At 67.4% G+C, this 18,274-nt stretch carries 17 protein-coding genes; 5 read left to right on the top strand and 12 right to left on the bottom strand.

Translation table 11 applies throughout. The features are described from left to right. Positions 1-3 precede the first annotated feature (3 nt). Positions 4-1,554 carry an SBBP repeat-containing protein gene (locus GF068_RS09580; protein WP_170319377.1) on the bottom strand — a complete coding sequence of 517 codons (1,551 nt, stop codon included), beginning with the start codon at positions 1,552-1,554 and terminating at the stop codon, positions 4-6. Between the two features lie 359 nt (positions 1,555-1,913). On the opposite strand from GF068_RS09580, the gene GF068_RS09585 reads away from it, so the two are divergent. The 4 genes from GF068_RS09585 (at position 1,914) to GF068_RS09600 (ending at position 8,047) form a co-directional block, all read left to right on the top strand. Next, positions 1,914-3,221: an imelysin family protein gene (locus GF068_RS09585; protein WP_170319378.1), complete on the top strand. Its 1,308-nt coding sequence runs from the start codon at positions 1,914-1,916 to the stop codon at positions 3,219-3,221. Next, positions 3,214-4,641, top strand: coding sequence for an HTTM domain-containing protein (locus tag GF068_RS09590; protein ID WP_153819003.1), 1,428 nt, complete (start codon positions 3,214-3,216; stop codon positions 4,639-4,641). The genes GF068_RS09585 and GF068_RS09590 overlap by 8 nt, the downstream gene beginning before the upstream one ends. Then, positions 4,626-6,914 carry a TonB-dependent receptor family protein gene (locus tag GF068_RS09595; RefSeq protein ID WP_153819004.1) on the top strand — a complete coding sequence of 763 codons (2,289 nt, stop codon included), beginning with the start codon at positions 4,626-4,628 and terminating at the stop codon, positions 6,912-6,914. Before GF068_RS09590 ends, GF068_RS09595 begins: the two co-directional genes overlap by 16 nt. A gap of 62 nt (positions 6,915-6,976) precedes the next feature. Further along, positions 6,977-8,047, top strand: coding sequence for a DNA-methyltransferase (locus GF068_RS09600; RefSeq protein ID WP_153819005.1), 1,071 nt, complete (start codon positions 6,977-6,979; stop codon positions 8,045-8,047). Positions 8,048-8,072: 25 nt separating this feature from the next. Here the strand turns inward: GF068_RS09600 and GF068_RS09605 are convergent, their stop codons facing one another. After that, on the bottom strand, positions 8,073-8,678 hold the full coding sequence (locus GF068_RS09605; protein ID WP_170319379.1) for a 3-hydroxyacyl-ACP dehydratase FabZ family protein: 606 nt from the start codon (positions 8,676-8,678) through the stop codon (positions 8,073-8,075). A gap of 226 nt (positions 8,679-8,904) precedes the next feature. On the opposite strand from GF068_RS09605, the gene GF068_RS09610 reads away from it, so the two are divergent. Beyond that, complete coding sequence (locus GF068_RS09610) at positions 8,905-9,648, top strand: arginyltransferase (RefSeq protein ID WP_153819007.1); 744 nt, start codon at positions 8,905-8,907, stop codon at positions 9,646-9,648. On the opposite strand, the gene GF068_RS09615 is transcribed toward GF068_RS09610, so the two are convergent. The 10 genes from GF068_RS09615 to nrfD are packed head-to-tail and all read right to left on the bottom strand — an operon-like array spanning position 9,639 to position 18,273. Beyond that, positions 9,639-9,959 carry a cytochrome C oxidase subunit IV family protein gene (locus tag GF068_RS09615; protein WP_153819008.1) on the bottom strand — a complete coding sequence of 107 codons (321 nt, stop codon included), beginning with the start codon at positions 9,957-9,959 and terminating at the stop codon, positions 9,639-9,641. The two genes, GF068_RS09610 and GF068_RS09615, sit on opposite strands and share 10 nt — an antisense overlap. Positions 9,960-9,965: 6 nt before the next feature. Continuing rightward, positions 9,966-10,598, bottom strand: a complete 633-nt coding sequence (locus GF068_RS09620) for a cytochrome c oxidase subunit 3 family protein (protein ID WP_153819009.1) — start codon at positions 10,596-10,598, stop codon at positions 9,966-9,968. After that, positions 10,576-12,243 (bottom strand): cytochrome c oxidase subunit I, encoded by a 1,668-nt coding sequence (locus GF068_RS09625; protein WP_153819010.1) that lies wholly within the window; start codon positions 12,241-12,243, stop codon positions 10,576-10,578. Before GF068_RS09625 ends, GF068_RS09620 begins: the two co-directional genes overlap by 23 nt. After that, entirely contained in the window at positions 12,240-13,331 is a 1,092-nt protein-coding gene (gene coxB / locus GF068_RS09630; protein WP_153819011.1) for a cytochrome c oxidase subunit II, read from the bottom strand. The genes GF068_RS09625 and coxB overlap by 4 nt, the downstream gene beginning before the upstream one ends. Next, a complete protein-coding gene (locus GF068_RS09635) occupies positions 13,328-14,146 on the bottom strand; it encodes an SCO family protein (protein WP_153819012.1) in 819 nt (272 codons plus the stop codon). Before GF068_RS09635 ends, coxB begins: the two co-directional genes overlap by 4 nt. Beyond that, positions 14,143-14,532: a hypothetical protein gene (locus tag GF068_RS09640; protein WP_153819013.1), complete on the bottom strand. Its 390-nt coding sequence runs from the start codon at positions 14,530-14,532 to the stop codon at positions 14,143-14,145. The genes GF068_RS09635 and GF068_RS09640 overlap by 4 nt, the downstream gene beginning before the upstream one ends. 1 nt (position 14,533) lies before the next feature. Next, the gene (locus tag GF068_RS09645; RefSeq protein ID WP_153819014.1) at positions 14,534-15,718 is read right to left on the bottom strand and encodes a hypothetical protein; all 1,185 of its coding nucleotides are present in this window, start codon (positions 15,716-15,718) and stop codon (positions 14,534-14,536) included. Then, a complete protein-coding gene (locus GF068_RS46960) occupies positions 15,715-16,329 on the bottom strand; it encodes a c-type cytochrome (RefSeq protein ID WP_338046307.1) in 615 nt (204 codons plus the stop codon). The genes GF068_RS09645 and GF068_RS46960 overlap by 4 nt, the downstream gene beginning before the upstream one ends. Beyond that, on the bottom strand, positions 16,326-16,922 hold the full coding sequence (locus tag GF068_RS09655; protein ID WP_153819015.1) for a DUF3341 domain-containing protein: 597 nt from the start codon (positions 16,920-16,922) through the stop codon (positions 16,326-16,328). The genes GF068_RS46960 and GF068_RS09655 overlap by 4 nt, the downstream gene beginning before the upstream one ends. A 1-nt stretch (position 16,923) precedes the next feature. After that, positions 16,924-18,273: an NrfD/PsrC family molybdoenzyme membrane anchor subunit gene (nrfD, locus tag GF068_RS09660; RefSeq protein ID WP_153819016.1), complete on the bottom strand. Its 1,350-nt coding sequence runs from the start codon at positions 18,271-18,273 to the stop codon at positions 16,924-16,926. Position 18,274: the final 1 nt, after the last annotated feature.

Raw genomic sequence — 18,274 nt, forward strand, 5'->3', positions numbered from 1 at the left:
CGCTCAGTTCCCGACGGGCAGGATCAGGAGCACGCCGTCGTCGTCCCCGGGGCCCATGCCCACGGCCTTCGTCCCGACGATCGCGGCGGTCTTCTGATCGGGCGAGAGCGCGACGCCCCAGAACATGTCGGCGGCGCCGCCGAGATCGTATTGCTTCGTGCCCTTCGGCGCAAACGCCTCGTCGACCGCGCCATTCTCCTGCAGCACGGCGACCATCGCGTCGATGTTGTCGGTCGCGGGCCGGCCGCCGCCCACGAGGAGCAAGCGGTTGTCGGCGAGCGCCACGAGGGCGCGGCTGTTGTCGTTGTTGCCGAACATGTCGACGCGAACGTACCCATTCTGGCCGTACGTCGTGTCGAGCTGACCCGCCGCCGTGATCCGGAGCGAGAGCCAGTCGATGTTGTCGCCGCCGCCGTTCGACCCGTAACCCGCGGTGACGAAGTTCTCTCCTTGCGGCACGATGTCGTAGGCCTCGGCAACCGAGGCGAGCACGACCTGATTGAAGACGCCGTTCGTGCCGAAGCTCGGATCGAGCTGGCCGGCGCTGTCGAGCTTGTAAACGACCGGGCTCACGATGTTGTCGCCATCCCGGTTGTACCCGGAGAGGATGACGCTCCCGTTGGCCAGGATCCGGCCCCCTTTCGGGGTCGCGTTCTGCTGCGCGATGTCGAGAAGCGCGACGCCGTTCATGCCGAACGCGTCGTCGATCACCCCGTCCGCGCTCAGGCGCACGGCCGCGAAATCGGTGTCCGTGCGGCCGGGCGCCTTCTGCGCGCCGCTCACGAGCAGGCGACCGTCGCTGTAAAGGTTGAGGCCCCACTGCGTATCCGCGACGAACGTATTGCCCACGAGCTCGCCCTCGCTCAGGTCGAGCAGCGCGACGCCGTTCGTCCCGAAGGTCGTATCGAGCGAACCGTCGGCGTTGAACCGCGTCACCGCGATATCACGGTCCCGCGGGTCCGCCGCGCCCGCGTGCTCCACCGTGCCGGCGACGACGATCTTGCCCGTCGATTGCACGACGATGCCGCGCGTGACCTCGCCGTTCGTCCCCACGCCCACGTTGTGGGTCGCGATGCCGTTTTGCCCGAACGTCGTATCGAGCTCGCCCGTCGGGAGGTATTTCGCGACGACCGTCGCGAAATCGGCGTCCGCGACCGTGCTCGGCGCCGAGTTCCCCGTCACGTAGATGTTGCCATTCGAATCGAACGCCACGCCGTACAGGCGATCGTGACCCATCTCCGAGAGGGGCACGGTCATGGGCTTGGCTTCGGCCCCGCCGCCGCCGCCGGCGCCGCCCATTCCGCCCGCGCCGCCCATTCCGCCCGCGCCGCCCGCGCCGCCCATTCCGCCCGCGCCGCCGGTGCCTCCCGTGCCGCCGGTGCCGCCGGTCCCGCCGGTCGCGCCCTGACCGCCCGTCCCCGAGCCGGTCGGGTTCGTCGGCGCGTCGTCGCCGCACCCGACCACGAGCGCGCCGAGCAAAAGGCAGCCCGAGAGGGGGGCGAGGAACGTGCGGCGCGCGAGAGCGCGTCGATTGGCACCAGTATTCGCGTTCATTCTAGGATCCTCCTTACGTTACGTTCGATCGAGTCCGGCTGTGGCGCAGCGAGCCGCGCCCGAAATGAAAAGGAAAATGAAAGACATTTTCAACAGCGAGCGCTCCATACTCCATCTCCATGATGGTGTCAACCAGGATCCGCTCCTGGATCACCGTTACCTCCCCCATAACGAGATCCACAGCACAGAAGCAACCCGGCGCGAAGTGAATTGTCACACATCATTCACAGCGCGGGCGCCGGCTCCGTCCGAAGTAAACTACGAACCATGAACCTACTTGAAAGTAGTTTTCATCTTCGACAAGCGTGCTAGCATCCGCGTCCCTGCTCGGGACCAACCTTCGAGAAGAGAGCATGTCCATGCAGAACCATTCGCAGGTGAGCGCTCGGCCGCCCAGGAGGTGGCTGCGAGGCGGGAGCGTCGCGCGGACGCTCCTCGGGGGACTCTTCGCCATCGGCCTCGTCGCGGGCTGCGAGCGAATCGCGTTTTATTCGACGAGCCAGAAAGCGCCGGACTCGAACGCGAGCTCCTCCTCGACCACGACCGGCGGCAGCACCGGCGATCAGGACAGCGGGGCGACGGCCGTGACCCGGGCGATGCTGCTCGACGCGATTGCCACGTGTAACCTCGACCTCCTCGACGAATTTCAGAAGGCGGCCCAGGAGCTCGACGCCGCCGCGGCCGAGGCCAAGCAGGACCCCGCCGCCCGCCCGAAGGCCCAGGCCGCCTGGACGAAGGCCATCGATATCTGGCAACGCGCCGAGCCCTTCGCGTTCGGCCCCGCCGGCCCCACGAACACGCCCGGCAGCCAGGGGCTGCGCGACACCATTTACTCCTGGCCGCTCGTGAGCCGCTGCCTCGTCGAGCAAAACATCGTCTCGAAGGCCTACGAGGCCCCCACGTTCGGCACGACCGCGCTCATCAACATGCGCGGCCTCGCCGCCGCCGAATACCTCCTCTTCTACACGGGCACCGACAACGCCTGCAGCCCCGCCAGCGCCATCAATAGCTCCGGCTCGTGGGCCGCCCTGAGCGCGGACGAGCTCGCCGCACGGAAGGCCGCGTATGCCTCGTCCGTCTCGACCGGCGTCGCGGCGATGGCCGGAAAGCTCCTCGCCGCCTGGCGCCCGGACGAGGGGAATTTCGACGCGCAATTCAGGAACCCGGGCAAGAGCGGCTCGGCGTACACGACCGAGCAGATGGCCCTCAATGCGGTGAGCGACGCGATGTTCCACATGGAGGTCCACGTGAAGGACCAGAAGCTCGCGCGCCCGCTCGGCATCATGAATTGCGAGGCCGCGACCTGCCCCGAGGCCGTCGAATCACGCTTCGCCGGCCGGTCGAGGACACACGTGCGCAACAACCTCGTCGGCTTCCGCATGCTGATGAGCGGGTGCAACGACGGCGAAGGCGTGGGCTTCGACGACGTGCTCGTCTCGCTCGGCGCCACGGCGCTCGCCGAGAAGATGAGCGCCGACGTGAACGGGGCCATCACCGCGGCGGACGCGATACCGGTCGAGGATCTCGCTCAGGCCATCGCGCAGAACCCGGAGAGCGTCGAGCAGCTCCACGCCGCGGTGAAACGAATCACCGACAGCCTCAAGACCGAGTTCGTCACGGTGCTCGATCTCGAGCTCCCGAAGCTTTTGGAAGGCGACAATGACTGAACGCGCCGGAGCGGTCCCGTCGGGCCGCCTCGCGCGGCTCGCCTCCTTGCTCCTTCGGGAGGAGGACGCCGCGGCGCTCGCCGCCTTCCGATTCTGCTTCGGGCTCCTCGGGTGCGTCAGCGCGATCCGGTTCCTCGCTTATGGCTGGGTGGACGAGTTCTTCGTCACGCCCCGGTTTTTCCTGTCGTATTGGGGCTTCGACTGGCTCACGCCCCTCTCCGCCCGCGGGATGCACGCGCTCTTCGTGGCGCTCGCCGTCGTGAGCGCGTGTGTCGCGGTGGGATTCCTCTATCGCGCCGCGATCGTCCTCTTTTTCCTCGGCTTCACTTACGTCCAGCTCATCGACGTCACGAACTACCTCAACCATTACTACCTCGTCAGCCTGATCGCGCTCCTCCTCTCGCTCATGCCCCTCCACCGCGCGTATTCGGTGGACGCGTGGCTCTTCCCGAGGCTCCGGAGCGCGACCTTGCCCGCGTGGTGCACCCATCTGCTCCGCTTCCAGGTCGGCGCCGTGTATTTCTTCGCGGGCCTCGCGAAGGTGAACAGCGATTGGCTCCTCCACGCCCAGCCGCTCAACATCTGGCTCTCGTCGCGATCCTACCTGCCCGTCGTCGGCCCGCTGCTCGGCGAGCGCTGGGTCGCCTACGCCATGAGCTGGGCGGGGTGCCTCTTCGACCTCACGATCGTGGCCTTCCTCTTGATGCCGCGCACGCGCGTCGCCGCGTACGCCGTCGTCCTCTTCTTCCACGCGGTCACGAAGCTCCTCTTCCCGATCGGCATGTTCCCGGCGATCATGGTCGTCGCCGCGCTCGTCTTTTTCTCGCCGAGCTGGCCCCGGAACCTCGTCGCATTCTTCCGCCGGCGCGCCCCTGCGCCCGCCGCGCCTGCCCTGCCCCGGCCCGCCGACGCGCCCCTCCCCGCGCTCTTCGGCGCGCGCGTCGTGATCGCCGCGTGTTATTGCGCGTTCCACCTCCTCTGGCCCCTCCGGACGCACCTCTACGGGGGAAACGTCCTCTGGCACGAGCAGGGAATGCGTTTTTCCTGGCGCGTCATGCTCCGTGAAAAGAACGGGAGCGTCACGTATCTCGTGACGAACCCCCGGACGGGGCGCAAGCAGGAGGTCACCCCGCGCAAATACCTGAATGGCCGCCAGGAGCGCGATTTCTCCACGCAGCCCGACCTCATCCTGCGGCTCGCGCACGAGATCGCTCGCGATTTCGAGGCCCGCGAGGACGTGCGCCCGGTCGTGCGCGCGCACGCGCCCGTGTCGCTCAATGGCCGCCCGGCCGAGCTCCTCATCGATCCGACGGTCGATCTCGCCTCCATGTCCGACGGGCTCGCGAAGGCCACCTGGATCCGGCCCGTCCCCGAGACCCCTCCCATTCACCTCGAGTCCCTCGCATGGCATCGCCCTTGATTCGACGCTCGGCGCTCCCCGCGCTCCTCGTGTTCTCATTTTCGCCCGCGGCGGCGCTCGCCCAGGGCGCCGAGCCTGCCCCGCCGCCGGAGGAATCCGCCGCGCCCGCGAGCGACGCGCCGCCGCCCGCCGCGGAGGCGACGAGCGCCGAGGATCCGAACGCGAAACCCGCGGAGCCGCCGCCGCCCATTGAAATCTCGGTCGTCGGCACGCGGCTCCAGCAGACGAGCGGATCGGCGCACGTCGTGAGCACGAAGCAGCTCGCGCGCTTCAAGTACGACGACCCCCACAAGGTGCTGCTCGGCGTGCCCGGCGTCTACATTCGCGAGGAGGACGGCTTCGGCTTGCGCCCGAACATCGGCATTCGTGGCGCCGTCTCCGATCGCAGCAAGAAGGTCACGCTGATGGAGGACGGCGTCCTCCTCGGGCCGGCGCCCTACTCGGCGCCCGCCGCGTATTATTTCCCGCTCATCGGCCGCATGGATGCGGTGCGCGTGGTGAAGGGCCCCGCGGCGATCAGTTATGGCCCCCATACCATCGGCGGCGCCATCGATATGACCACGGCCGCCATCCCCTCCGAGCGCCGCGGCATGCTCGACGTCTCGTTCGGCCAGTACATGTTCCGCAAGGTGCACGCCCGGCAAGGGCTCGCCGACGACAAATACGGCGTCCTCCTCGAGGCCGTGCACGTCGCCAACGACGGGTTCAAGGAGCTCGACGGCGGCGGCGACACCGGGTTTGCCCGGACCGACGTCATGATGAAGGGACGATACACCTTCGACCCGGTCGACTCGGTGATCAACGAGCTCGAGCTCAAGGTGGGGTATCAGAACGAGGGCTCCAACGAGACGTACCTCGGCCTCAGCGACGCGGATTTCCGGGCGACGCCTTATCGTCGTTACGGAGCGAGCCGCCTCGACCGGATGGACTGGAACCGCACGCAGTTCCAGCTCACGCACCGCGTGCGTTTCCGCCCGAACCTGGAGCTCACGACCATCGCCTATCGCCACGACATGCGCAGGGCCTGGCGCAAGGTGAACGCGTTCCGCGGCACGTCCGTCGCCGACGTGCTGGCGAACCCCGAAGATCCGCGTAATGCCCTCTATTACGGCGTCCTCACCGGGGCCATCGCCCCGAGCTCGGCCGGCGAGACGCTCATGATCGGCCCGAACGACCGGTCCTTCGTCTCGCAGGGCCTCCAGTCGACGGTCTCGTTCCGCCCGAAAACGGGCCCGATCTCGCACCGGATCGAGTATGGCTTCCGGCTCCATTACGACTCGATCCGCCGCCTGCACACCCAGGACGGCTTCCTGGTCGAGGAAGACAACCTCACGCCGGAGGGCCGCGCCACGGAGACGACGGCCGACAACGACGCGTGGACCACGGCGCTCTCGATGTATGCGACCGACGCCGCGACGTGGGGCCCGGTCACGGTCACGGCGGGCGCGCGCCTCGAGTCGATCCGCAGCGAGCTCGAGAACCACCTCTCGGGCGAGTACAACCTCACGATCCAGCAGGTCGTCCTCCCGGGCGCGGGCGTCTTCCTCGCATTGCCGCGCGACTTCGGCCTGCTCGCCGGCGTGCACCAGGGCTTCTCCCCCATCCCGCCGGGGCAAAACGACCTCGTGCGCCCCGAGAAGAGCTGGAACTACGAGGCCGGCGTGCGCTGGGCACCGAAGCGAATGCGGGCCGAGATCATCGGCTTCTACAGCGATTACAAGAACCTCACGAATCTGTGCACGTTCTCCTCGGGTTGCGTGGAGGAGAACCTCGACCAGCAGACGGACGGCGGCAGGGCGCGCGTGCTCGGCTTCGAGGCGTACGCCGAGAGCGAGATCAAGCTACGGGACGACCTCGCGCTCCCCGGGCGATTGAGCTGGACGTACACGGACGCGCGCTTCACGAACACGTTTCAATCGTCCGATCCGATCTTCGGCGACGTGGAGGAGGGCGACGAGCTGCCGTACGTCCCGCGACATCAGGTCGCGGCGTCGATCGGCGTCGAGACGCCGCGGTGGGGCGTGAACGTGGGCTGCACGTACACGAGCCGCATGCGCGAGCTCGCCTCGCAAGGCGAACCCGCGCCCGGGACGGCGACGGACGACTATTTCCTCCTCGACGCCTCCGTGAACGTCCGTCCGCTGAAATGGCTGACGATCTACGCGCTCGGGCGAAACCTGCTCGATAACGCCTACATCGCCTCGCGCCGTCCTTATGGCGCCCGCCCCGGCGCTCCGCGCTGGCTGCAGGCGGGCGCGCGCGTCGACTTCTGAACGTCCCTGCCGACATCTTGGCCCGCGCCCCGGCTCCCTGCTAGGAGCCGGGACGCCCCTTCATGTCGAGCCATTCTTCAGCCCTCCCGCCCTCGCGCCGCGGCGCCTATCTCGTCGGCGACAACCTCGACGTGTTGCGGGACCGTGTCCCGGACGGCTCGATCGATCTGGTCTACCTCGATCCCCCGTTTCAGAGCGGAAGGACGTACCACCTCCACACGGGCGTCACGGCGGACGAACCCGGCGCGGTCGCGTTCGACGACACCTGGGCCTGGGGCGAGGCCGCTGCCGGCTCGCTCGCGGCCCTGGTCGCGCGGGGCGAGCCCGTCGGGCGCGCGCTCGCGGGCCTCTCCGGCTTCCTCGGCCCCTGCGACACGATGGCCTACCTCGCCATGATGGCGCCGCGCCTCGTCGAGATCCGGCGCGTCCTCCGCCGCACGGGCAGCGTCTTTTTGCATTGCGACCCCACGGCGAGCCATTACCTCAAGATCCTGATGGACGCGGTCTTCGGGCCGGACTGCTTCCGCAACGAGATCGTCTGGCGTTACCGCCGCTGGCCCGCCCGCGCGCGGCGCTTCCAGCGCATGCACGACGTGCTCCTCTTCTACACCCGCGAGCCGGGAAACGAGCACACCTTCCACGCGCTCTACGGCTACGAGGAGCTCGCCGCGTCCACGAAAAAGACGTTTGGCACGAAAAAGCAGCGGGCGGACTTCTCCGCGGGACACCGGAGGCCGGGCATCTCGGACGAGGAGACGAAGGGACCGCCGCTCTCCGACGTCTGGGAGATCGGCGTGATCGCGGCGAAGGGCAAGGAGCGGCTCGGTTATCCGACGCAGAAGCCCGAGGCGCTGCTCGAGCGGGTCATCCTCTCCGCGAGCAACGAGGGTGACGTCGTGCTCGACCCCTTCTGCGGCTCGGGCACGACGCTCAGCGTGGCCGCGCGGCTCGGGCGCCGCTTCCTGGGGATCGATCGGAGCCCCGAGTCGAAGCGCGTCGTGGAGGAGCGGATGGGCCGCGCGTTTGGCGGGACGATCGACTGGGAGATCGTCGATTGCGCGGAGAGCCGGCCGAAGCCGCTCGCGCGCGCGGACGCGGGAAGGGCCGGGGCGGAGCGGAGCCGCGTGGCCTGAAGGGCGTCGCGCCGTTCGGGCCGTTTCAGCGCAGGATCCCCTCCACCTTCGATAACGAGAGCATCCCCTGCGCCACCGTCTGCCCGCGCACCTCGACCTCTGCCTCGAAATGCTGCACGTCCGCGCCCTCGCGGATGAGCCGCACCTCATAGCTGAGCACGTCCCCCGGGAAAACGTGGCGCAGGAAGCGGAGCTGGCTCGCGCCGAGCGCGCCCGCGCGCGTGTGACCGGCCATCGTGATCGCGGCCAGGATGTCCTCGCCGAGGCCCGCCGCAAAGCCCGGTTCGAGGCGGTATCCCACGTCGGCGTTGCGCAGCGCCGTCACGAGATCGGCCGGGTTTCGACCGATTGCCTCGAGATCGCGCTGCACGGCCACGAAGATCTGCAGGAGGTTCGCCGCTTGCACGATGCCTTCGAGCACGAGCGCCCGCGGAAGGACGGGCGGCGTCGGCAGCTCTGCCGAGAAAAACGGCTCGTTCACGCTCACCGCGCGCGCCGCGTGGAGGGTCGGGCGCGGTGCGCGCGAATACGCTTCGATCCGATCCACGAGGAGGAGCGGCGGGCGCTGCGGCAGGAGGAGCAGCACGACAGCCGCGCCGAGAGGGAGTGCGTCCGTTTTCGTCTGGCTCATGCTCTTCGCGACTATCGCACTTTTTCTCCCCGGGCAAAAGCCTCGAACACGCGCCGGGAAAGCTCGTCGAGGTCGTCGCCGCGGCCGGGCGGAGCGGGGTCGACGAGGCTCGTGGTGCGGTGGAGCCCCGCCGAGGCGAGATCGCTGGGCGGGCGGGCTCGTGTGCCGCGCCTCTGGTGAAGCGCTCGCCATCCGTGCGAGACTGCCGCGGAACCCGACTGCGTCCATGGCTCGCCTCATCCAGCACATCGTCGAACCGCCGCGCGCTTGCTCGTACATCCCGCCGGAGCGCGCATCGCTCGAACACCACATCCTGCTCGACGTCGACGCCGACGAGCTCGAGGCGCTGCTCGAGCGTGGCTTCCGCCGCTTCGGCCCCGATTACTTCCGACCCGTCTGCCCGTCCTGCACGGCGTGCGTGCCCACGCGTATCCTCACGAGCGAGTTCAAGCCGAGCCGCAGCCAGCGCCGCGCCCGCAACCGCGGCGCCGAGCTGCGCGTCGTCGTGGGGCCGCCGCGCGTGGACGAGGACAGGCTCGCGCTTTATCACGCCTGGCACGGCGATCGGGAGCGCGCGCGGGAATGGACGCCGGGCAAGCTGAACTCGCGCGACTATTTCTATCAATTCGCCTTCCCGCACCCGTCCGCGCGCGAGGTCGCGTATTACGACGACGAGGCGGGCGGGAGGCTCGTGGCGATCGGCATCTGCGACGAGACGCCGCGCGCCTGGAGCGCGGTGTATTGTTTTTACGATCCCGCGTATGCCTGGCGCTCGCCCGGCGTGGGCAACGTGCTCACGGTCGTGGACATCGCCCGCGCGCAGGGCAAACCGTACGTCTACCTCGGGTATCGCGTCGCGGCTTGCCCGTCCTTGCGTTACAAGTCGACCTTCCATCCGCAGGAGATCCTGCCCCGATTGCCCGAGGATGGAGAGCCGCCGCGCTGGGTCCGGGTGGACGATCAGGGATAGGGGCGCGCGGCGGGATCGGGCCGCATCGGGAACGTCTTGCGCGTCATGGGATCGGCCACCGTGAGCGTGACGAGCAGGACGATGAACAGGAACGTCAGAATGACGATGAGCCTGTTCGCGAAGCGCTGCTCGACGAGGTGCATGAAGATGAACAGCACGACGAACGTCTTCACGACCGAGATCCCGAGCGCGATGACGAGCTCGGCTTCGCCGAGGCCCACGCGCGAGATCCCGAAGGACAGGAACGTGAGCACGAGCAGGGCGACCCACGAGACGACGAGCTTGGGTGTGGTGACGTGCGCGCGGATCATGTCGCCTCAATCCGTGAGGTAAAAGAGGGGCCAGAGGAAAATCCAGACGACGTCGACGAGGTGCCAGTAAAGGCCGACATTCTCGACGGCGACGTTGCGATGGGCGCCGTATCTGCCCTTCCAGCAGAGCACGCCCACCGCGGCGAGCATGATCATGCCGGCGATCACGTGCAGGCCGTGCAAGCCGGTCATGAACCAGTAGAGCGTGTAACCCATGACCACGCCGCCCGGCGGCTGATCGAGGAACGAATATGCCCCGGCGGGGAGCGCGTTCTCGTGGATGTGATGGGTGTACTCGATCCCCTTGACCACGAGGAAGACGGCGCCGAACAGGGTCGACACGGCGAGCAGCCCGGCGGCGAGGCGGGATTTGCCTTCGCGGACGAAATGGACCGCGAGGGCCACCGTGAAGCTCGAGGTGATGAGCACGACCGTGTTCGTCGTCCCGAGCGCCACGCTGTTGTGGTGGAGCGCCTGGACAAACTCCTCCGGGTAGATCCCGCGGTAATACGCGTACGCCGCGAAGAGGGCCCCGAAGAGCAGCGTCTCGCTGCCCAGGAACATCCACATCCCGAGCCGCGCGGCGTGGTCCTGCTTCTCGAGGGTCTCGAATTGCTCAGCGAGCCTTTGCGCGCTCATGGGCGACCTCCTCGGAGAGCGAGTATTCGTAGGCAGACCGCGCGATGTCGGGCGTCTCCTCGAAGTTGTGCTTCGACGGCGGGGACGCGGTGATCCACTCGAAGCTCCGCGAGCCCCAGGGGTTCGGCCCGGCGCGCTTGCCCCATTTCAGCGCGACGATGAGGTTCAGGAGCGCGAGGAGGAGGCCCACCCCGAGCAGCCAGGCCCCGCCGGTCGAGAGCACGTTGAGCCACTGGTAACGCTCCGGATACGTGAAATAACGCCTCGGCATGCCCGCATTCCCCAGGAGGAACTGGGGCAGGAACGTGAACACGAAGCCGATGAACACGGCGACCGAGGTCAAGAGCCCGACGCGCTCGTCGTAGAGCCTGCCGAACATCTTGGGAAACCAGTAATGTGCGGCTGCGAGAAACCCGGTCAGCGTCCCTCCGACCATGATGAAGTGGAAGTGGGCGACGACGAAATACGTGTCGTGCCAGTGCACGTCGAGCGATTGCGTCGCCACGGCCACGCCCGTCATTCCGCCGAAGACGAACAGGAAGAGGAACCACAGGAAATACAGCATCGGCGTGGCGAAGCTGATCGAGCCGCCGCGGAGCGTCGCGACCCAGGTGAAGACCTTGATCGCCGAGAAGATCGCGACGAACATCGAGAGCGCGCCGAAGACGCCCGCGTCGAACTCGCTGAGGCCGGCCACGAACATGTGGTGGCCCCAGGTGAAGAACCCGACGAACGCGATCCCGAGCGACGAGTACGCAATGGCGCGATAACTCGCCGGCGGGTTGTGCGAGAATGAGCAGACGATCTCGCTGATCACCCCGAACGTGGGGAGGACCATGATGTACACGGCCGGGTGCGAGTAGAACCAGAAGAGGTGCTGGTAGAGCACCGGGTCGCCGCCGTACCGCGGATCGAAGAGCCCGAGCCCGAACGAATGATCGAGCGCGACGAGGATGAGCGACATCCCGAGCACGGGCGTGGCGAAGAGGATGATGATGCTCGTCCCGTAGAGCGCCCACACGAAGAGCGGCATGCGGTGCCAGTTCAGGCCCTTCGCCCGGAGCGTGTGCGTCGAGACGATGAAGTTCACCGCCGTCATGATCGACGAGATGCCATTGACGAAGATGCCGATCCCCATCCAGGTGACGGCCGTCGGGGACGTCGTGCTGTACGGCACGTAAAACGTCCAGCCGGTGTCCGCCCCGCCCGCGAGCATGGCCCCGAGCAGGATGATCGCGCTGAGGAGGAAGACGTAATAACTCGCGAGGTTGATGCGTGGGAACGCGAGGTCCTTGGCCCCGAGCATGATCGGCAACACGAAATTGCCGAATATGGTCGGGATGCTCGGGATCAGGAACAACCAGACCATGGTGACGCCATGGAGCGTGAACATCTGGTTGTACGTATTCGCGTCGATGAACGTCTGCTCGGGCGTGAGCAGCTCCGTGCGGAGCACGAGGGCGAAGATGCCGCCGAGCCCCAGGAAGAGGACCACGCTCACGTAGTACATCAGGGCGATGCGCTTGTGGTCCTTCGTGAGGAGCCACGAGCGCAGGCCGCTGTCGGCGCGCAGATAATCCGGATGCTCCGCGCCGACGCCGAGCGGATCCGGCCTGGCATCGGCGTCGATGGTCGCTTGGCTCATTGCCTTCCCTCCCGCGTCTCCGGAACGTCGACCGTGCCCCAGGGCGCCTCGGCGCCGGGCTTCGGGCGCACGTCACGCAGGCTCTTCATGAGCTCGATGATGGCGCTCGTCTCGGCCGGTCGAATCTGGCCGAGGTAACTCGGCATGATGCGCTGATACCCCGCGTGAATCCGGGCGAGCGGATCCATCATCGACTCGGTGATGTACGCCTCGTCGACCCTCGTGTTGCCCCCGCCCTCGAGCGGGATCGTGGTGCCATAGAGGCCCGCCCAGGTGGGCCCGAGGTGCGGCGTGCCGTCGAGGGTATGGCACCGCAGGCAGCCGTGCTGCGCCGCGGCGAGTTCGCCCTGACGAACCATACTCACAGGCTCCGCGGGCGCGTAGTCGAGGACGGCGGACGGGCGCAGGTCGACGGGGCCCGCCACGTCCGGCCCCGGCGCCTCGCCTTGCAGCCACCGCTCGTACTCCTCCGGGGGCAGCGCGATGACCTCGCCCCACATGGTCGAATGGCTGACGCCGCAATACTCCGTGCACAGGATGTCGTACCGGCCCGGCTCCTTGACCTCGAACCAGAGCGTGCTCAGGCGTCCCGGGAGGGCGTCCTGCTTCAGCCGGAAATCCGGGACGTAGAAGCTGTGAATGACGTCACGCGAGGTCAGGATCAGCTTCACGGGCCGCCCCGCGGGAACGTAGAGCGTCGAGATGGTGCTCGCGCCCTGCGGATAGGCGAATTTCCACATCCATTGTTTGCCCGTGACGTAGATCTCGAGCGCGTTCTCCGGCGGGACGCGGATGGCCATGAATTGCCAGAAGCCGATCACCCACCAGCTGATGAACATGCCGAAGAGGGCGACCACGACCACGGCCTCGAGCCATATCGCGTGCGTCGCCCCGAGGACACGCCGCGAGGGATCCTTCTGGACGGCCGTGCGACGATAGCGGAACAGGAAAAACCCGCCGACGAGGGTCACCAGCAAGGCGCCCCCCATCGTCGCGATGATGACGAAATAGTGGAGCTTGTCGATGTCGTCGGCGATGGTGGAGGCCTGCCGCGGCAAGAACAGGATGGTACGGAGCAGCTCGTTCATCGGGGCCCACCCCCTCGTCCCCGGCGCCGATCGCGGCGCCACAACATGCCCAGGGTCGTTCCGACCGTGCAGAGAATCAGGAGCGATCCAATGCGGAGAAACCCGCTGATGTACGGCCCGTACCGACGGGTGGCCGGGTCGTAGCGATAACAGGTGACGAGCACGCGATCGACGATCGTGCCGACCTTGCCCGCCGCGGCCTCGACGATGGCGAGCCGGAGATCCCTCGAGGAGGGCTCGAGCCCGTAGAGGTACCGCGAAATGCGCCCGTCCGGCGCGAGCACCGTGACAACCGCCGGATGCGCATACTGGTCGGTCGAAGAATCGTACCCATAACGGAAGCCCACGGCGTCCGCCACGGCGCGCGTCGCTTCGGCCGTCCCGACGAGGAACCGGAGGCTCCCCGGGCTCGCGCCGAGCTTATGGGCGAGCGCGTCCCTGCGCTTCGCGGCGTCGGTCTCGGTGTCCTCGGGGTCGATGCTGACCGTGACGAGCCGATAATCCTGCCCGGGCGTATACCCCGCCTCCTCGAGGCCCTTCGCCACGCCCGTGAGCAGGAGCGGGCACAACATCGGGCAACGGTAATACGCGAGCACGAGGATCACGGGCACGTCCCCCGCGAGGAGCTCGCCCGTCGTCACCGATTCCCCGCGCTCGCCGCGCAGGACGATATCACGCGGGACGAAGCCTCCGAGGCGCTCGTCGACGTCCGCCTCGCGCGCGGCCATGGGGAGAGCGCGCGTCTCCTCCGCGGCGACAGCCGGCGCGAGCGAGAGCGTCATGGAGAGGGCGAGGGCCCAGGCCAATCGCCTCACCGGCCACCCCCTGCCGCGCCATTCACGACGAGATCCATGGCCACGTCGATCGGGACCCGCACCTTCGCGCGGTCCTCGCCCACCCATCCAAACTGCTCCATGGATTGACGTTTCTCGAGGTGGACGATCTGCCCACGGCCGAGGTTCGTGAAGAGCTCCTCGTGCACGTTCGAGCGCTCCTGGATGGGACCGAGGTTTTTCTCGGGATAAACCCCGGACGGCCGGAGGGCGGCCTCGCGCGAGCGCTGAATGCCATAGGAGACCCCCGAGAGCACGAGGGAGAACACGATGGAGCCGACGAGGGCGAACATGATCAGGCGCGGCGGGAGGACGTCCTCCTCCTGCTTGACGGATCCATGGCGCTCGGTCTTGTCGGGGTGGCTCATGTCAAATGCTCCCGTACCGGAATGCCGCATCGAGGGACGGGTCGTTTTTCGGGACGATCGATCGGCCGCGCAGGCGGAACGTGCCGAAGGCGAGCGCCGCCCCGCCGACGCAGACGAGCGCAGCCACGTCGAGCCAATGCACGACGGGCCCCTCGGCGCGCACGGAGGGCATGACGAGCCATTCCATGTCGACCCAGTGCGTGATCAGGATCCACGCCGCGATCGGCGCGAGGGTGCTCGGCTGCTGCTTCAAGCGATAGGGCAAGAGCGCGAAGAACGGGATCACGAAGCGGCCGGCCGCGAGGAAGATGCTCATGGGGGCGAACTCGCCCGCCATGCGCGGCGCATAGAAGCTCGCCTCGTGGGGCTTGTCCGTGATCCAGATCAAAAAGAACTGGAAGAACGCGATGTAGGCCCAGAAGATGGTGAACGCGAGCATGAGCCGCCCGAGCGCGTAATAATGCGAGCTGCCGATCCGGGTGAGCATGCCCGAGCGCTGCAGTCCATACGTGAGGAGCACGACGAGCGAGATCGCCCCCACGAAGCCGCCGGCGAACCAGTACACCCCGAACATGGTCGAATACCAGGTGGGGGTCAGGGACATGAGCCAGTCGAAGCTCGCGAACGTGAACGCGAGCGCGACCGGCGGGAGCCCGAGCGCCGAGAGGGCGCGGAACCGGGTCTTGTCCGTGGCCGCGGGGGCCACGTCCCCGCGCAGCGACCAGCGCCGGAGGAAATACGAGACGCCCAGCCAGATGCCGAAATACACGAACGCGCGTACGAAAAACGACGGCGTATTGAGGTAGGGCAGCTTGTGCTGGACGAGCCTCTGGGCCTCGTGCTCGGCGAGGGTGTCGGGGGACGTCCAGGGGTAAATCGCGCCGACGCCGACGGCGATGGGGATGAACCCGATGACGGCGAGCGGCAGGACGCCAGTGATGCCCTCGATGACGCGGCGGAGGGCGACGGGCCATTTCGCGTCCATCGCGTGGACGATCATCAGGAAGATAAGCGCGCCGATCACGAGGGAGACGAGCCACGCATAGGCCGAGAGGTACGCGTAGAATGCGTCCCGCCCATGGGCGGCGCCGCCCACGAGCAGCGCAATGGCGCCCACGGCGAAGGCGATGGCGCCCCCCACGATGAGCCGACCTCCGCCGGTGAACACGCTGGGTTCGGAATTCATCGAAGCTCCTTTTGCATCCGCGCGCGGACGGGCTCGGGCAAGGTGTCGACGGCGACGCCGTTCGCCTGGAGTTGGAGCGCGCGCACGTAGGCGACGACGGACCAGCGGTCCTCGACCCCGAGCTCCTGCGAATAGGTGGGCATGAGCCCATAGCCCTGGGCGATCGCCTGGTAGATTCGACCCACGGGGAAATCGAGGACGGGCGCCGCGACCAGGCTCGGCGGCTTGCGGAGCTCCATGTTGTGCGCGACGACGCTCACGCCGTCCCCGCCCACGCCGTGGCAGGGCGCGCAGAAGACCTCGAAGCGCTTTCGGCCGACCTCCAGCATGGGCTTCGAAAGCGGGACGGGGATGGCCTCGACATACTTGCCGTCCACCATTCCGGTCCTGAGCTCGGGCGGGCCGAGCACGCGCTCGCGCGGGACGGTCCCCGGGGGAGGCTCACGCATGACGCGTCGATCCTCGAAGAACGGAGCCTCCTCGTAGTACTCGTAATGCGCCTGGTTCACCATGCGCTCGAAATCGCGCTCGGTGCCCGAGTTGTTGCAGCTCGCGAGGGCCGGCAACGCCGCGAGGACGGACAAGGGAGCGAGGACGGGAATGGATTTCACGGCTCCTCTCCCTCCATGCGATGCTCTCGCCCGTACATCTCGGCCTCGGTCGCCGGACGCGCCCCGAATGCGTCGACGTGGCTCGCGCCGAGCTCCGTGAGCTTGCGCGCGGTCGCCTCGCGGTCGAAGGCGGGATCGAGGTCCGATATGGCCAGGAAAAACTTGTCGATGCTGGCGCGCTCGAAGCCGTGCACCTCGAAGATGGGCTGCCAGAGGGCCGGCAGGCCCGACCAGACGGCGAGGATGACGCACGCCGAGAGCGCCGAGAGGAGCACGGCCATCTCGAAGGTCGCGGGGACGAACGCGGGCGCCGCGTGCGCAGGCCTGCCGCCCGAATTCAGGGGGTAATCGACGGCGTTCGTCCACCATTGCACGAGGTAGGCCGCCGCCGCCCCCGCGATGGCGAAGGGGAAGACCACGAATGCGATGCGGGAGCGGCCCTGTCCGATCGCCCTCTCGAGCTCGAGCAGCGGGTACGGCGTATACCCTTCGAGCCTGCGGTACCCCGCCTTGCGGAGCTCGTGGGCCGCCCGGATGACCTCTTCGGGCGTGTCGAACGCGCCCACGATCCCGCCCTGTAGCGTCCTCCTCATTTCAATGTCCCTCCTCGTGCGAGAGCTCGTGCTTGAGCTCCTTCACCTCGGCGAGCGGAATGAAGGGGACGAACCGCAAGAAGAGCAGGAAGAGCAGCAGGAAGAACCCCATGGTGCCGAGGAAAATGGCCCAGTCGACCGGGCTCGGGACGAACACGTCCCAGGCCGAGGGCAGGTAATCGCGCTGCAGGCCCATGACGATGATCACGAAGCGCTCGGCCCACATGCCGACGTTGACGAGGAGCGAGACGAACCAGAGGACGGCGAGGCTGCTCCGCGCCTTGCTGGACCAGAAGACCTGCGGGATGACCGAATTGCAGATCATCATCGTCCAGAAGATCCAGGCCCAGGGCCCGAAGGGGCGCGCCTCGAAGAACTGGTAGATCTCGTATTCGTCGCCGCTGTACCACGCCATGAAGAACTCGAGGATGTACGAGTACGTGACGACCCAGCTCGTCACGAGGACCATCTTGGCGAGGTTGTCGAGGTGCCTCTTCGTGATGACGTTCTCCAGGCGGAACAGGCTCCTGACGGGGATCACCAGGGTGAGCACCATGGCGAACCCGGAGAAGATCGCGCCCGCGACGAAGAACGGCGGGAAAATGGTGGAGTGCCAGCCGGGCACGAGCGTGATCGCGAAGTCCGAGCTCACGATCGAGTGCACGGAGAGCACGAGCGGCGTCGATAAACCCGCGAGCAGGCCATAAACCACACGGTAATGGCGGTAGGAGCTCGACGCGCCGGTGAAGCCGAGCGCGAAGATGCCATAGATCATCCGCTTCGCCCGGGTCGGAGCGCGATCCCGCATGGCCGCGAGGTCGGGGATGAGGCCCGTGTACCAGAAGACGAGCGAGACCGTGAAATAGGTCGAGATGGCCGCAGCGTCCCAGGGGAGCGCGCTCTTGAATTGCGGCCACACGTCCATCGTGGAGGGATACGGGAAAATCCAGTAGGCGAGCCAGGGCCGCCCGAGGTGCAGGACCGGGAACAGGGCGGCCTGGAGGACGGCGAAGAGCGTCATCGCCTCGGCGAACCGGTTGATGCTGGTGCGCCATTTCTGCTCGAAGAGCAGGAGCACGGCCGAGATGAAGGTGCCCGCGTGGCCGATACCGACCCACCAGACGAAATTGATGATGCCGAACCCCCAGCCGACCGGGATGTTGTTCCCCCACATCCCGATGCCGTACATCACGGTGAGCGTGATCCCGGCGAACAACGACAACGTGCCGAGGATGGCGACGAGGAAGCCGATTTTCCCGAGCTTTCTCCACGGCCGCCAGGCGGTCGAGAGGAGCTGGTCGGAGAGCTCGGCGTCCGTGGGGCGCCCGATGAGGACCGGCTCCGTGGCCATT

Source organism: Polyangium spumosum (assembly GCF_009649845.1).
GTDB lineage: Bacteria > Myxococcota_A > Polyangia > Polyangiales > Polyangiaceae > Polyangium > Polyangium spumosum.